General features: G+C 37.4%; 10 protein-coding genes. All 10 read right to left on the bottom strand.

The window, feature by feature from the left end:
• Positions 1–6: 6 nt before the first annotated feature.
• Positions 7–924 (bottom strand): tyrosine-type recombinase/integrase, encoded by a 918-nt coding sequence (locus OZP08_RS08615; protein ID WP_268849224.1) that lies wholly within the window; start codon positions 922–924, stop codon positions 7–9.
• Between the two features lie 112 nt (positions 925–1,036).
• Positions 1,037–2,725, bottom strand: coding sequence for a hypothetical protein (locus tag OZP08_RS08610; RefSeq protein WP_281323493.1), 1,689 nt, complete (start codon positions 2,723–2,725; stop codon positions 1,037–1,039).
• A gap of 4 nt (positions 2,726–2,729) precedes the next feature.
• Positions 2,730–3,293, bottom strand: coding sequence for a hypothetical protein (locus OZP08_RS08605; RefSeq protein ID WP_281323492.1), 564 nt, complete (start codon positions 3,291–3,293; stop codon positions 2,730–2,732).
• A gap of 343 nt (positions 3,294–3,636) precedes the next feature.
• A complete protein-coding gene (locus OZP08_RS08600; RefSeq protein WP_281323491.1) occupies positions 3,637–4,212 on the bottom strand; it encodes a tyrosine-type recombinase/integrase in 576 nt (191 codons plus the stop codon).
• A gap of 239 nt (positions 4,213–4,451) precedes the next feature.
• Positions 4,452–4,589 (bottom strand): hypothetical protein, encoded by a 138-nt coding sequence (locus OZP08_RS08595; RefSeq protein WP_268849219.1) that lies wholly within the window; start codon positions 4,587–4,589, stop codon positions 4,452–4,454.
• Positions 4,579–5,223, bottom strand: coding sequence for a hypothetical protein (locus OZP08_RS08590; protein WP_281323490.1), 645 nt, complete (start codon positions 5,221–5,223; stop codon positions 4,579–4,581). Before OZP08_RS08590 ends, OZP08_RS08595 begins: the two co-directional genes overlap by 11 nt.
• A 547-nt stretch (positions 5,224–5,770) precedes the next feature.
• Positions 5,771–6,154, bottom strand: coding sequence for a hypothetical protein (locus OZP08_RS08585; RefSeq protein WP_281323489.1), 384 nt, complete (start codon positions 6,152–6,154; stop codon positions 5,771–5,773).
• A 31-nt stretch (positions 6,155–6,185) separates the two neighbouring features.
• On the bottom strand, positions 6,186–12,677 hold the full coding sequence (locus OZP08_RS08580) for a DUF6443 domain-containing protein (RefSeq protein ID WP_281323488.1): 6,492 nt from the start codon (positions 12,675–12,677) through the stop codon (positions 6,186–6,188).
• Between the two features lie 10 nt (positions 12,678–12,687).
• Positions 12,688–15,948: a SpvB/TcaC N-terminal domain-containing protein gene (locus OZP08_RS08575; protein WP_281323487.1), complete on the bottom strand. Its 3,261-nt coding sequence runs from the start codon at positions 15,946–15,948 to the stop codon at positions 12,688–12,690.
• Between the two features lie 10 nt (positions 15,949–15,958).
• Entirely contained in the window at positions 15,959–17,620 is a 1,662-nt protein-coding gene (locus OZP08_RS08570; protein WP_281323486.1) for a T9SS type A sorting domain-containing protein, read from the bottom strand.
• Positions 17,621–17,678: the final 58 nt, after the last annotated feature.

The raw sequence follows: 17,678 nt of genomic DNA, 5'->3' as shown, positions 1-17,678 counted from the left end.
AATTTTTTAAAATGTTGTTACTGGTTTTCTTTTTTTGTTTTTGATGGCATATAAGTAGGTGGTATTGATTTGGGCATGACCCAGAAAACCTTTTATAAACTCAATTCCTGCATTGTTTTCGGCTAAGTGGTACGCAATACTATGTCGTAGGCAATGAAGCGTTATTTCCTTCTGAATTAAGTCAAATTGCTGGGTTTGCTCCACCATGTTTTTTAATGTGTCTCCCAATAATTCACCGCTCATTCGTTTTCCTTTTGAATTGATAAAAAGTGCTTCTTCGAGTTTTTTCTTACCCTCTAACAACTGATACCGTTCTTCAATTATATATTTTTTCAAATCTTCGATAACTTTATCACTCATGGGAACTTCACGCCTTTTACTGTATTTTCCTTCTCTTACAATGAGCATCCCTGAACTGAGTTGAATATCTCTTACGTCCAAAGCTTCAATTTCTTCACGCCTTAAACCGCAACCATAAGCCACCGACAACAACGCTTTTTCCTGTTCATTTTGGCAATGTTGAAATACTGTTTTGATTTCTTCCACCGTTAAAATGTTTCTTGGTTTCTGGTCTGCGGTGCCGTGATTTGGAATATAAAATTCTTTATCAATGGCTTTAGTTTCCAGTAAATGCAGTACAAACAATCCCAAGGCGAATAGGTGGAACTTGATGGTTTTATCCGCTAATGTCCCTGCACCCCGTTGTTTGGGTCTATGTATCAAATACTCAAAATAGGTTATTGTTTCTGTACTGGTAACCTCTTTTATTTTTGTGATACCAGCTTCTTCCAGCCAGATTAAAAATTCAGCTACTACGTTCTGATACATTTTGGTATTTCCAGTTTTGTAGTTTCTTACTTTGATAAATTGGTCATAATCATTGTGAAGGTTGATAAATGCTGGTGTTTTTATTGTTTTTTTCATGTTTCTTTTGTGTTTCTTAAATCATCATTTTAAATCTTTGCTTATGCGCACTTTCCTAAACTGCGAACACTAGCGTTATATTAGCTGTAATTACTGGACTTCCCGTGTTCTTTTAGGTGGTGTTCATTTTCAACTGGTCTAACTGCTTGTTCAGGTCTTCCTTGATTTTGGATTTTAATTTTTCCATATCGTCCCAGTAACTAACTATATATTTAAATCCTTTGTTTGGTGAACCTTCCACCGCCTGTATGTATTCCAGTTCCTGCAAAATTTGGACGTATTTAAAAGCTGAGGTTTTACTGATATTCAGTTCCTGTCTGATTTCACGGGTCGTAAAACGGTGCGTTGTTCCGTTTGTCTGGTTTTTAAGAAATCCCTTTAATATTTCAAAAAACTGTCTGGTGCTTTTATCGAGTTCATCCACTTTTATAACGATGGGACTAAAAAATATTTCAACGGCTTTTCTTACATCTTCTTCAGTAGCCACCAATCTGCCTTTATCATCCGTTTTACGTTGGTACTGGTGCAGTATGGAGATTTGTGATACAAAGTTTTGGAACTGGTCATTTAACCTTCTGAGCATCTTAGCTTCTACTGGGAGCATCAGTTTGTCTGCAAATGGATTTACCACCTGATAACTTTTTAAAACCCTCATACAGTTTCTTAAAAGCTGTTTTGCCTGCTGTTCGCTCTCGGCACTGCTTACACCTGCATGTTTCTTGTTTTGGGCATTTATGATTCTCAGGGTCTGTTCCTGACTTTCGTCTACACCCAACACTACTGAACGGCTCATATTATCAAAATACACCTCTTCTTTGGTTGTTGCCGTAAGACTGGAAAAATGGGCATGTACCGTTTTCATTTTTCCCCTGGTGTTTCCTGTCATATCTTTTACAACGGTGGAACTCGATAGACACTTTGCGGATTGCATTTCCCTGAATGCAAACTGGGCTTCTTCGTCTAATCCATCAAAATCCTGAACGATTATAAGTTTATTTATCAGCTCCTTATCCCTGTAGTGATACAGTGATTTACTGGTAATTCTGGTCATATTCATTAGGTCTTCCTGTGGCATGCAATCTGCTATTGAATTAATCAAATGGGATTTACCTTCACCTGATTTTCCTTGTACTATTCCGTGCATCAGATACGGCATTTTATAGCTTGATGCCAGTATGAATAATAGCAATCTGTTTTCTTCTTCTCCTACAATTCCACTTTGTTCCAACAGTTTATCTATACACTGAAACAGACGTGGTTTTGAGAGAAATTCCACCGCTTTTTCATTGGCTTGGGGTGTTAGTTCCTTTTGTGAAAATTGGTCGCTTACAGGGTTCATTTCAGCGTTGAATATTGCTTCTCTATACTCTTCCAATAGGTCGGTAAACTTTATCAAATCCGCTTCCAAAAGATTGATATCAAAACCCTGTTTCTCGTTTAGTTCCCTGCACTGGTTCTGCACGTTCACAAAATCAAAAAGGTCTATTTTTAATCGGTGTTTCTTATGGGTTTCATGTTCCACTATTTGAAGCGAAACTCTTAGATTACCCAAATCCATAGGTAAACTTCCAATCACGTAAAATGTGCCTGTTTTTCCTTTATATAAAATTTTATAATTATTTAAAATTTCCAAAGATGGGATTGCTTTTTCTGTTTCTTGATTTTGTAAGAGCTTGATAATCCCATCCGCTCCATAATTCAACCACATATCATTCATTGTATGCCCTTCTGGGAGCTGAACCAGTTTTACTGGTAATTCTGGTCTTATATTTTGTATTAATGTTCTTATATTTTGTTGCATGGTCTTAACGGTTAATGAGTATTATTTCTTCCAGTTCGCTTAGTGATTTGATAGCTTCCTCATGCTGGGGCATTAGTTTCCCATTGTGCAGGGCTATCACCGCATCACGGTTCTCCAGTACCTTAGACTGCATCAGGCTTGCGCAATCAATCACCGTAGGGGCTAAATACAGCCTCTTGGTTAAAAGATTTGGATAAATTGGATAAATACCTTCGCTGTTTAAAAATTCTTCTTTAGGGGTTTCTAAATCAAATCTTAGTGCGAAATAATTTACAATTTCATTTTCCTTATTCACCAGGGGAAAAATCAGTCCATACCTTCCAAATACGGTATAGGCGGTAAGTCCTTCATTATTCACACCAGCCTCACTTTTGGTAAGTAATCCCAGTTTTTCGTAATGGTCTTTTATCTCTTTTTTTCTTCCATGGTGGAACTGACCAGAATTAAATCCAATCCGTAGCTCCGAGTAATCCAGTCCGATACTTTTTAAATATTCTTTTGGTTTTATGGCTTTGGCACTTCTTATTCCTGTTTCAAAAGACCTGTAAACTTCACTTAAATCATTCATTTTAATACTTTTATTACTTTTGTAGTCAGTATTTTTTAGGCGTAAAAATCCCACATAGGGTTTTGTCCCAATTTTTTATACTGTCTTTATTTTGATTTTTTTGGACTACTGCCGTTTTACTGAAACAGCTTTCATCCGAATGACCACCCACTTTTTAAAGCGGTTGCCATTATTTTGAAGTGATACGCCTATATGACCAAAAATCATCCCCCTGCGGATTTCGGAGTTTATAACCCAAAAGGAGCAATTAAGTTCAATTGTTTTTAGCCTTTTGTGCCATTTTATCAAAGATACCCAATTTTTCTGGATGTTCATAATGATTTCACGGATATATTTTTCTAACCTACACACTCAGGTATAGGTTAGAAATTTCCTGTTCACGGATTCCCAAGTAAATTTTAGTAGTGCTAACGCTGGCATGGTTAAACAATTGGGACAACAATAGCAATGCTTGGTCAGAGTACCTATTCACTTCCCAAATACGTCTGCCCAGTGTTTTTCTCATAAAATGGCTGGAATACTGACCTCTTACCTTGTATTTGGTAAATATATCTTTGAGTTTGCTGTTTACGTACTGGATGCTGAACGGCTTGTCTCCAAATCGATTGACAAACATTAAATCATTTTCACTGGCTTCCAACTGGATAAACAAACGGTTTAGAATTATTTGCAGTTCTGGGTTGATGGTCACTTTGCGATTCTTTTTGGTCTTTTTCTCGATAATGGTGAAGTAATCCTGATTTAATACCTGATGCCATCTTAATTGAAGTAGGTCTGAAATTCTCAGTCCGATGTAACTACCAGTAGCGATAAGTAGCGCAAATTTTAAATCATTATCTCTTTCCAGTTTCAAAACGATGCTCTGCATTTTGTCCCATTCTAAAAAATCACTCGTTGTTTTTTGTCCCTTTAAAGCCATATTATATTATTTTTAGTTTCACTTTTTTTATCTTTTCTACCTAAGTGAAATCGGTCATTTTACCACCTTCTGCGAACCCCCGATTTTACTGGGTTTATGCTTCACATTTCACTTCTTTGAAATAGTGAAACAAATCTCCAGGTATATTTTTAATAAAACAAGAAAAACCTGGATTTTCCTGGGCTTGAGGATTTTATAAATATTTTAATCCATAAAAAAAACGAAGGGATTAGCTTCGTTTAGTTGGTTTGTAACAATCGTAAAAGTTCTAAAAATTCCTTATCCGTAAAATCTTCTGCATTAAAAATTACTGGAACTTTAAGTCGCTCCGATTTCAGGATTTGTTTTAACTGAGATAGTTTAAATTTAATTTTCATTGTTCTCGATGTTCTTACTATTGCTGATAAAATCCCAATCCTCTCCGTTTAATCCTTCTTTGCTCATATAGAACAATCCAGCTTTGTATTTATCGTAAACACTTACCTCAACACGGTCATAGCTGAAATATTCCTGAATGTCGGTTACAACTTGCTCATGTAATTTTTTATCTTCAATATAAATCACAAAATGGTTGTGATAACCTTTTCTATCGGTAAACGGTTCTGTGGAAAAAAACATCCTTAATTCCGTAGTATCACCGTACTTTTTTAGCAAATAATCATAGACACCGTGCATCTGCTTATAACAGCTTTTTTTGTTGCGTTCCAGTTTGTACGGTATGGTGAAAAAGAACGACCATTCCATCATCCACAATGTATATTGCAGGCTGTTTTTATCTTCTAAACAATCGATAAGATTTCGCATCGACTGGATTTCTTTTCTTAGATTTTTGTTTTCCTCAAACATTATTTCACTATCAAAATATTTAACATGGTCGGCTGGAAATAATCGCTTTCCACCTTTAATTTTTGTTTCTGTAAATAGTTCATTATTTTTTTTATAAAATCTATAAACAGTGCTTTTACTTGTCTTTGTACTTCTCACAAATGCTTTAATATTCTCATATTCCATTTTTTTTAATTATTAGTATTTTGTTATTTCTTAGATACAGCAATATCATACAAGGTGCATCTGTTTAATAAATACTAACATTTTTTCAAAAGTGTAGCGTATTGAAGCATTTTCGATGAAATATTTTTTTTGGATGCAAAAATCACTGTTCCAAAGTGGGACACTATTTTGTGAGTTTTCCGCATTAACTCCTGATAATCACATATAAGACAAAAGCCTGATTTTAGTGTGGTTTCAGGGGTTTTCTGGTGGCGGTGCTGTTAGTGCTTACGTGAGGAATGACAACGGTAAAAAACGCACTAAATAGGTCTTATTTCCGCTGTTTATGGGCTTTTGGCATCTAAAAAAAATCAATAAAAATTCTTAAAAAAATATTTTTTTGGATGATGTTTTTAAAATAACCACTTATTTTTTTTCAAATCAATCATAAGAGAGTTTACTAAATTCGAGTTCGCTGTTTTTGAATCGGAAACAGGGGGTAGTACTGGTACATCAGGAAGGGGTAAAAAAAGGATGAGCATTACACTCATCCTTTAAATTTACTAGGCTATTTCCACACACATTCGCCATCAATAATCATATAAGGAAAATACTCCTCACTCCAATTTTCTCCATCACTAGATATTTTAAGACAAAGCGCATCTCTCTTTTCAGATATTCCATCGCTATTTTTAAAATTAGCTGTTACATCAAAAGCAATAGCACCTGCCTGAATAGTTTTATTCTTTATTTCGTCTGAAAAATTATCTTGAAGAATTTTTATGCCTTTTGCAGAGTCGATAATTTCAGTATCGTCAGAATAAACAACATCCTTTATATTTCCTTCAATTACTTTAGCTCCAAATGGAGCAAATTCTTTGATATTTTCTATAAATAACTTTGCTCTATAAAAAATATTTACTTTCAACTCGTTTAATGAATTATCTGTCATTTTTATTAATTTATGTGTATGGTAATTATTCCTAATGTATTGTAGGGTCTTTATCCATCGAATATACTGGTGTCATTGTTTTAGGTTTCGGGACTGCTGTATTATCAATTGCTGTCCCCGATACATTATATGTTTTTATATCAAATCCAGCTTTTTGCAATGGCTTACTTATTTTAGCTGATTGATTTATTATTAATTCAGGTTTTACACCATTTCCTTCAGAAATTGATTTTTGTAATCTCAACTGTTCTGTCAGCGATTGACTTTTTACATTTTTTACTTCTACTGTTCCACCATCTGGCTTCATTGCATCAGGTATAGTTGTTCCTTCTTTTCCAGTTTTTGGGTCAGTGGCTTTAAATGGTTTGGTATTTTTCTCTAAGCCATTTTTTGAAAGTTGTTCCGCCTCCGAAGCATTACCTCTTGCGAAATCTTTTATTTGCGACTCTGTAAATCTACCACTTCCTTCTGTTGCTTTTCCTGCTACTTCAGATGTTTTACCAACTACTTCAGATGTTTTAGCACCAATTTCCACACCAACTTTAACAATTTCTGCCACACCAAATAAAGGACCGAGTTCACATCCTTCTAACTCTCTACCCATACCAATTTTATTCTCAGCAAAAGCATAAGTTGAGTTATAAGCATACTCTTCTGCAAGTGGGTCAATTGACATGAATCTACCAATTGCATAATCGTAATTTCTCCACTTAAAACTGTCCCAGTTCAGTCCCAGCTCATCTTGACGTTCCTGTCCTTGAAATTTATATTTTTGAGCAGGATTGGTGGAAGTGACCACAGCATTATACCCGCTATGCTTAAGACCGAAAGGGTAGTAGTGACTTTCCTCGATTATCTCTGAACTAGTAATAGTGCCATCACCATTGGCATCCTCGTAACTCAATCGCACATTCCCTAAATGATCCTTGTATTGATACACGTATTTGAAAGAACTTCCGTTAGGCTCTACATAACCTTCCACCGTTGGGAAAAACTGCAACACATTGTCTTTATACTGATACCCACCCAAATATTTAGTTTGGGTAATGATTCCGTTATCAGTTACCTTTTTTTCCAGTTTTAACCCAGCTGCGTTGTAAATATAGGCAATAGAATTTCCAGTTCCAAATGTTATTTTAGTAGGAAGATTCAAATGGTTGTATACAATCCCAGTAATGTTCTTGTTCTTATCCGTAATCATGTTTCCATTGGCATCATAATTATAGTCATCACCCGTTTTGTTACCATCAATAAAACCCTGATTGTCATTCCCCATAGAACCATCGGTTACTTTGGTAAGTTGGTTAGAGTTCGCATTGCTGTAATCGTAGGTTAAATCATCAATCTGAAAAATGATAGAAGGCGTATCACTACCGCCAAATCTTTGCAGAGACAGAATATTACCATTCTTATCATAACTCAAACTCTCATTATAGGCACCCGAAACCGGAATGTTTTCCCCTGGTTTTTGATAAATAGCCTTTTTTAATCGGTTCAGATCATCGTATTGATACCCATAGGAACGGAAGGTACCATCAGAGTTAGATCGCCAGAATGTTTCGGCAATATTACCATTATACAACGGTTTTACACTAGCATTAGTGGTAGGTTTGTTATAGTTTATCGCAAAAGCAAACCAATCTTTAGGGTCTGTGTTTTGTTGCAGATTAGCAACATCATTGATTTTAGTCATCCAGCCGCGAATGTTATAGCTGTAATCTACTTTTTGCAAAGGCATACCACTATTGTTCCCTACTTTTTTACTGGTCAGTTGTCCCAATTTATCATAGGTATTGTCTGCCAATAGCTGAATAGCACCACCATTTATTTGATGGGTATGTGTGAGCAAACGGTCTTGCGGAGAATAGGTGAATTCTTCTTTTACGACAAGCTCAGTACTACCACTCATGGGTTTATGCTTGGTTATGGTATACAATGGTTTTCCGCCAAAGTCCAATTTACTGTCAGTATTGGTATATCCATCCAAATGATTTTGAGAATAACTGCCTATTGGTCTGGCTTTACTGTCATAAAAAGTACTGGTAGTTTCTCCTGAAATTGCAGATGCCAAGCCAAGCGCTCTTGTCCAACTACCGGTTGCGAGACCTTTGGCATTAGCCAAAACGGGTTGACCTTGTATAGTGGTAGGAACAGTTCCCACATTAGGAAATGCATAATTATCATAATAATTAACCGTTAGGAGTTTAATATTGGTTGGAGCAACAGCATTCGTATAAAAAGCCTGAATCCCATCTATAGTTCCCGAAGTTTGTTTGGTCTCAAACAAAACTGTGGCGGTATTTTGAGCATTTTGCAAGGTAGTTCGGCTCGAAGCATTCGCAGTAGAATTTGACCAGCCTGTATAAATCGGTCTGCCAAAAGCATCGTATTTAGTGATTAACCAGCCCACTGCTGTATCATCTTTAAAAGGCGAATTTGCAGGACCTGTAGCCACAGGTCGGTCGAGTTTGTCATATACTATAAACTCCCATTGTTTGCCCGGTAATTTTCTCTCGACCAAACGGTTGCGATAATCATGTTTGTATTGGTAACACAATCCGTCCAGAACTTCCTGATTTATTGCACCGTCAGCCTTTGGCGAAATTACATAGGTTAGATTTCCGTAAGTATCGTAAACATAATGTGTATCGTGCTTGGTTCCTGATTCGTAGGTTCTCTTTAGAATTATTTTACCCTCTTTATTTTTAAACTCAACGGTACTACCACCGCTTTCGGTAGGATTAGCCGAACTGTTCTCATCAAAAGTAACGGTTTTGATTAGTTCGTTGGCGGCGTAAGTGCCATCCTCAGACAAGGCAATATCGAATACCCCAGCTCCCGCGTTCCAGTTAGCGGTAGCGCGATACAATTTTACCTCAGAATCCGTATTGGTCTGATAAGCCATTTTGATTTCGTGACCGCTATCCATAGCCCAATCGGTTCCCGGAGCGGCTTGTTTTATGACTCTGCCTAGGGGAGAAGATTCTAGTTTCTTTTCAGAAAAAGGGTTTGCCGTATTTTCATATTTCTCATTACTGTAAAAACCGATGGCATTTGTTACAGCATTTAAATCATAAGCCATATTACTGGAAGCTGCGGCATAAGGCAGGTATTCCTTGGTTTGTCTGCCAAAATCATCGTAGCCGATAGAGGTTATAATATCTTTTCCTTCTGTCGATTGCTTATTGGCAATTTGTTGTACGGGTCTTCCCAGTCCATCAAAATAGGTAATATTTACTAAGGCTTTTTCAGGAGCTGGGTTCTGCAAAATAGTTTCGGTAGGCTCTTTATAAGTCGTAGTTATAACATAATTGTAGTCTGATGAAGGTGATGCCAAGCTACCACAATCAGGACTTGTTCCTGCTATAGTTGGGCAATTATCCGAGTAATTGGCGACATAATTCCCGGGAGGTTGCGTACATTGTTGTACAAAACTAGCGGGGTCACCCAATTGGTCTAAATCATTGTCAGCATACCATTTTGTGTTAGGATTTAGTTGACCGTTCGCATCATCACAATCGGTATTATTAGCTACATATCCTGTAGGTTGGATGCTATAGTAAACAGTCACGTTAGAGTTCCCAAAACCATCCCCATCAATATCCTTATAAAAGGTTTGTGGGGCAATATTGGTGATATTTACGGTTGTGTCGTTATAATCGGAATTATTGGTTACATATCCCGCTGGTTTTGCGCTATAGTATAAACTTACATTTGGATTACCAAAGCTATCCCCATCAGCATCCTGATAAAAGGTTTGCGGAGCGATATTAGTGATATTCACGGTTGTGTCGTTGTAATCTGAATTATTGGTCACATATCCCGCTGGTTTTACACTATAGTAAACACTTACATTTGGATTACCAAAGCTATCCCCATCAGCATCCTGATAAAAGGTTTGTGGGGCAATATTGGTGATATTTACGGTTGTGTCGTTATAATCGGAGTTATTTAGGACATGTTTATAGGGTTGGTCGCAACTTGAAAAAGAGTTCGCTGCATCTCCAAAACTATCGCCATCTTCATCATAATACCAACGCTGAACGGCATATACTGTTACATCGTAGTCATTACAATCATCTGATTTATTGACATATTTTTCCGGTTTTGTACAACTTTGCAGAGTTTGTGATGCAGACCCATGTCCGTCGCCATCGTTATCATAATACCAAGTAGTATCCGGTCTTATCAATTTATTTCCATCATCACAATCAGCAGATTGACGAGCATAGCCTACTGGTTGTGTACAGCTTTTTATAAAATTGGTACTGACACCAAAACCATCGCCATCGGCATCGCGATACCAGATTACACCCGGATTTACCGTAACGTCATTGTCGTTACAATCCCCGCCTTTGAGCACATAATTATGATTGGGAGGTACTGCACATCCTACAAGTTCACTTACTGTACCAAAACCATCTCCATCTGTATCATGATACCAAACCGTATTAGGATTTAATTCGCTATCATAATCATTACAATCTTCGGCATTTCGTGCATAACCTGCCGGTTGGGTACAACTTAAAACTGTTGTTCCTCCAGATCCGGCTCCAAATCCATCCCTATCGTTATCACTATACCAAACTGTATTGGGGTTTGTTGTGATATCCCCATCATTGCAATCACTATTATTGGTTACATAGCCTGCCGGTCTTACACTGTAGTATACCGTTACATTAGGGCTGCCAAAAGTATCTCCATCGGCATCACGGTAAAAGATTTGTGGGGCAATGTTGGTAATATTTGCAGTTGTATCATCATAATCTGATGCGTTTAATACATAATCTGTAGGTTGTATACAACCGGTTGTGGTAATTGAACCTGTACCAAAACCATCATGATCGCCATCACGATACCAAACTGTAGTTGGTTTTATAGCACCATTATTATCATTACAATCCAAATTATTGGTTACATAACCCGGAGGTTTTATGCTGTAAAAAACTGCTGAGTTGGGATTCCCAAAAGTATCATTATCTATATCCTGATAAAAATATTGTGTGGGAGCTATGTTGGTCATGTAAGGGTTATTGTCATCTAAATCGGATTTATTTAGTACATACTTATAGGGTTGGTCGCAACTAGAAATAGAGTTAGCCGGATCTCCAAAAGTATCACCATCTTTATCAAAATACCAAAGTTTAACGGTATATACCGTTACATCGTAGTCATTACAATCGTCTGCCTTATCAACATATTTTTCTGGTTTTGTGCAACTTTGTTTAGTTTGCGATCCGGATCCGTGTCCGTCGCCATCGTTATCATAATACCAGATAGTATTAGGTTTTATGAACCTATTTCCATCATCGCAATCACCAGACTCACGAACATAGCCTGCCGGTTGTGTACAGCTTTTTGTAAAATTGGTACTTGAACCAAAACCATCGCCATCGCCATCGCGATACCACATTGTAAGTGGATTTATATTTATATTATTATCGTCACAATCTCCGCCTTTGAGTACATAATTATGATTGGGAGGCGCTGCACATCCTACAAGTTCACTTACTGTACCAAAACCATCCCTATCGTTATCACTATACCAAACCGTATTAGGGTTTAATTCGCTATCATAATCATTACAATCTTGGGCATTCCGTGCATAACCTGCCGGTTGGGTACAACTTAAAACTGTTGTTCCTCCGGATCCGGCTCCAAAACCATCCCTATCGTTATCACTATACCAAACTGTATTGGGGTTTGTTGTAATATCCCCATCATTACAGTCACTATTATTGGTTACATAGCCTGCTGGTTTCACACTGTAATAGACTGTTACACTAGGGTTACCAAAACCATCCCCATCGGCATCACGGTAAAAGGTTTGAGGGGCAATGTTGGTAATATTTGGAGTGCCATCATTATAATCCGAGTTATTGGTAACATAGCCTGCCGGCTGATTGCTATAGTAAACGCTTACTGTGGGGTTCCCAAAACCATCCCCATCGGCATCTCTGTAAAAAGTGCGTGGTGCTATATTGTTGATATTGGCAGTTGCATCGTTATAATCAGCTCCATTACGCACATAGCCTGCGGGTTGTGCACATTGGATTGCTGTAATACCGTTGTTACCATACCCATCACTATCGGCATCCCGATACCATACGGTATTAGGATTTAATGTCCCATCTGCGTCGTTACAGTCATTATTATTGGTTACATAACCCGGAGGTTTTTTACTATAGAAAACTGCTGAGTTTGGATTCCCAAAAGTGTCACCATCTGCATCCTGATAAAAATATTGGGTAGGGGGTATGTTGGTAATGTAAGGATTATTATCATCTAAATCGGTTTTGTTGCTCACAAAACCGAATGGTTTGGTAGAGCTTAAAATAGTTATGGCTGGATTCCCAAAACTGTCTTCATCATAATCTTCATACCATGTATACTTTGTGCCAGTTCCTCCTCCGTCAGGTGGTGCTACCATAGGTGTAGGTGTAACTGACGCTTTTTTAATACTTTGAGAATATCCTATAGAAGTTAAAAGCAGTAAAAAGAAGATAAATATATTTTTTTTCATAATTCTGTTTTTAGTTTTTATAATGATATTGATTTTCTGTTACAATTTTTCCCTGACTGTCTTTCATAAGTTTTAAACGGTTAAAGTCATCATAATCGTAAGTAGTAACCTGTCCTTTAGGATCTGTAATTGTTTTTATTCCTACCAAAGGAATATAGGTATAAGTAGTAATCATCGCATTTGGTAAACTGTTTCTAAATATATTGTCATTTGTCGTGTATGCAGCACTAGCCTGATCGTAAGTTGCATTTTCAATTTTGGCAATTGGCTTGGTTTTATTGTATCCCCAGATAATGGCCACTGGTGTTCCGCTCTCTAAGGTATATTGGAGAATATTTCCAATTTCATCGTATTTGTCGAATGTAATTTTTCTTTCCAGTGAATTAGCTGTAGACAAGGAATTAGGAAATTTTGCGGCATAAATAAACTTTGGCAATAGCAAATTACTAGTTGTGGCATCCTTGGCATATTCTGTTTTTTGCTCAGATTGTTTTGTATTATCCCTAAAGGTTTCTGTTTTCAGAGGAGTATCAATTCTATTATTTGCGATCATATCCAGTACAAAAGGTTCTGACGCCATAGCCAAATCCAGAGGATAATAATACTTGGTTTCTAAAGTTTCCTTTAAGGAGGATTTGGTACTTTGCGATGTGAGCTGCAGATGGGATGGATTATTATACCCATAGGTAGTTGTTGTTTCAACCGGATTTAATCCGTTTAGATCATATTTTCTGGACACTGACGATTGCAGATAAAACCAATATGATTTTGTTGCATATTCGACAATACTTAAATTTTCGACAGTCTGTACATTGGGGCAGAGTTCATTGAAATCTTTTCGAACATTATACCCTTTTATTTCATTGCTATAAGAAGGATCCAATTTATAGTTGTTTTCATTCTCGGCTACAACCACTAAAGTTCCACCATTTCTTTTCTGTAATACCTGCGATTTTATTTCCAGACCGTTGTCCCAGCCAAAATTGGTGAGTGGGGCACTTTTAATATCATTTCCTAAAATGGGATTACCAAAATCATCTCTATTGACAATAAATTCTTTGGTTTCTCCGCCATTCTCAAAAGCATCTCCACCTTCACTAATGGTTACATACTTATAAAAACAATTGCTACTGCCCGTGTCAAACAAAGAAATTACACTACTGGAGGTAGCCACAAGATTAGTAATATTTACATATAGACAACCCACATGTCCACTGGTTATTTCGCACATCCTTCTCTGAACGGAAAGATCCAGATATAAAGGAATTTTTCCTTGATTCCCTGAGGAATGGGTGAGATCACTCTTCGGGGCATAATAATAGTGTTTGTAGTTGGCTCTGGCAGTTGGCTCCGCTATGTCTTTGGTAGATCTAATTCTGACACCACCCGTTTCTATATTGGTAGCTGTAGTTACAGGAAGGGTAGCATAATAGGTCGCCTTTAGAGTAGCAGAAATACGAATTCCGTTTTTAAGAAGTTTAATTTTATAGGTTTTACCTGCTTCGGCATCAAAATAAACACGATTAGTCACTTTCTTTATAAAGGTAAAACTGCCTTGATAATAATGAGGTGTTCCAAACTGGGTAATATCATAAAAACCCAAAAAAGTTGTAGAAGGATCAACAGTACTCATTTGTATGGAAGCATCATAATGCCCAGTATCATACGGATCCGGTATAGGGTTACCATACTGATCATATCTAGGAGCTTCCCTGCTAACATAATTAACATAACCAGTAAGCTCAACTCTCTGATTAATAGGGGAGGTAATAGTAAGAAAACCTTCCTCAGGACTATCATCCAAATTATCATTATTTTCATCTAAAAAGGAAAGATCAATGTTCCCTTCTGATTTTGCTGGATAAGTCGTTTTGTCTCCCCAATAGGTGTTGCTTTCATAATCAAACTCTGTATATCCCTTGGTGGGATAAATAATTTTACTGAGCAAACCCATTTTGGCAAAAGCTGCATTGGGTTCTTTATCAGCCCCTTTATAATCAATATCACTTAAACCATACTCTCTTATGTTTTTAGGTACTAGATTGGTATTACTGTTTTTCCCATTATAATATCCCCAATGATCCTGACCTGTTGCGAGTCTTCTAGGAAACTCTGTTTGATTAACATACTCAAAAGCATATTTTTTAGAAGGGTCTATAAATGTAATGTTTTGTAGAAAAACACGCTCATTGACTGTTTTTAAATAATTGAAATTTATTTTTTCAATCACAAGCCCATTAGCGTTGAATTGGGTGATCGTATTAATTTTGCTATTGCCATCGACTTCCTCATTAACGCCCGAAGTCGTATAAGCAAATAAGATATAACCATCACTGCTGTTATTACTGTATATCTTATTCACTCTTTTTCCTAAAACGGTCATATTATGGGAAACAATACCGCTAAGAGTCGGAGCACTGGTATAGGGGACCCCATTGCAATCATTTTGTATTTGCGGATAGGTTAAGGTAAGTGTTTGAGAATTGGATGCCGTATAATCCATATTCGTATCATCATAGACAAAATATATTTCTGATCCGTTGGGATGTACTACTTTGCTTAAATACCATGCCGTTACACTACCACTTATTATTGAATGCCCTTCACCTTGGCTCCTGAATGTGGTCATTTCTTTTTCCGTAAAATAATATTTGACCCCGTTGGTGGTGGTCAATAGAAAATCTGTATTATTAGTTCCAGTCTTCTGTATTTTAATCTTTTGATGGTTTACTAAAACCGGTTCATTGTTTTTATCATATACAAATTTCCCTGAGTTGCCATTAAAGTTAAAAGAATACTGATCTCTTTCCGTATCGGCATTATCCTGTCCGGCAGCTTTGTAAAATTGTACTCTTTCTGCATTGGTAGCAGTAGATAAATTATCAGGTGGGTAAACTCCTGTTAGATTATCATCGGCTTTATCCCTTACGGTTCTGGTGATTACTCCTCCAAAATTAAGATTCCAACCCAATCCTACATTCGAGGCAACTTCATCGACCTTAATTCCGTTGGAACCATAAAAAAGCGATAAGGGAGATTCTAAATCTTTAGTCTTAAAGGTGATTAGCGGAACCGAAATATTGGCGGCTCCGGTAAACATTCCAACAGGAACATTACCATATTTACCCAATTCTCCTGCAGTAGGAGACGGTGGAGTTATGTTGGGAAGGAACTTAGCTGTATCTTGCGCAATTGCATTTAGACATGCAAAAATGAACAACAGGAAAAAAACATATTGAATCCTGTTGTTGGTAGTATATATTCTATTCATTGTAGTTCTCTTAGTTTTTTCCTTTTTTTATTACTTTCACTCCATCACTCTGCACATTGGTTTTTATGTTCACTACATAAATTCCTTCGGGATAGAGGCTTAAATCTATAGGGACGGTTCGCTCTTTGACAGGGAATCGTTGTAGTATACGGCCTGCTATATCAACTACGGTAGCAGTTCCGTCTTCAAAATCATAGCCTATGATAATGTTGGTAAATGCCTGTGCGGGATTAGGAATGGCCTCTACACTTGTTTTTACTTTCTCGAGTTTGGTTTTGTCTTTGAGCTTTACAACCCAAAAATCATTTCCGCCTATATTTCCGTTTTTATCCTTAGAGGCGTTGGAGTTTGAGGTTCCTGCCATAAGATAGCCACCATCTCTTGTTTCTATTAGTTTACGCAGTATGTCTTCTCCGCCGCTTCCTACTGTTTTTTTCCAGGTTTCTTCGCCTTTTTTATCAATTTTTAAGGCGATGTAGTCATTAATTCCTTCTTTGTCTTTGTTTACAAGGCTAGTTGCTTTCCCGACCAAACCTTCTCTTGGTTGTTTGTTTTCACTTTGGGCATATCCGCCAATGAGATAGGTATGGTCTTTATTCTCGACCAATGAAGTCAAGATGTCGACTTTCCCAAAATCGTAGGTTTTGCTCCAAAGAACCTCGCCTTTTTCATCCAGTTTTAGAACCCAATAATCGGTTCCATTACTCACATTGCCTCCTAAAGTAGTAAGAGGTGATGTACTGTTCGAATTCCCTCCAGCTATATAGCCTCCATCTTCTGTTTGATGAATCACGTACAATTGATTGTCTCCATTGCCACCATAGGTTTTTTGCCATTCAATTTTTCCTACGCTATCAATTTTTAGAATCCAGTAATCACCAATTCCGCTATTAGCCTCCGATTTATCACCTGAGCGAGAAGAATTAGAATACCCACCCAAGGTATAGCCTCCATCTGTGGTTTGTTCCATGCTTCTCAGCACATCTGCATATTCCCCACCGTATGTTTTTTGCCACTCGACAACTCCAGCTTTGTCGAGTTTAACAATCCAATAGTCCATATTCCCACGGCTTTTTTCGGATTTGGCACACAAATCAGGTTTAGCGTCTAATGGTATTGTGTGGATAGCATTTTTTTCTTCAGCCGGACTTGAGCTGGAGGAACCTCCTAGCATATAACCGCCATCTTTGGTCTGAAAGGCGCATACCAGTTCGTCCTGACCGCTGCCGCCTATGGTTCTTTGCCATTGCTCTTCGCCTTTGGCATTAAGCTTAACTACCCAAAAATCTGTTATGCCTCTACAGCTATCTTTTTTCTGAAAATCTTTTGATGAGCTGGAGGTGCCGGCAAGAATGAAACCACCGTCTGAGGTGTTTTTTATACTTTGTAATAAATCGAATCCGCTGCCTCCGATGCTTTTTTGCCAATCGAGCTCGCCTTTTTCATCCATTTTCCAAATCCAGTAATCCAGATCACCATGATTGTTATCGGTTTTGTTTCCGCTTTTGTCAGAGAGGGAACTCCCAGCCAGTATAAAACCATAATCGGCTGTGGGTTGTGCATCAAAAAGATAGTCTGCATGTTTGCCTCCATATGATTTTTCCCAAAGTATGTCCTGAGAGTGCATCAGGAGGGGGAAAAACACTAGGGGGACTAAGTGTTTTTTTTTCATTTTTTCTTGGCTTTTAATTTAAAAAGTACTTTTTTTCGTACTAATTGTTAGGTGTATA

Origin of the sequence: Flavobacterium aestivum, from assembly GCF_026870175.2 — a bacterium.
Classification (GTDB): Bacteria; Bacteroidota; Bacteroidia; order Flavobacteriales; family Flavobacteriaceae; genus Flavobacterium; species Flavobacterium aestivum.
This window is presented reverse-complemented; position numbering and strand designations above follow the sequence as displayed.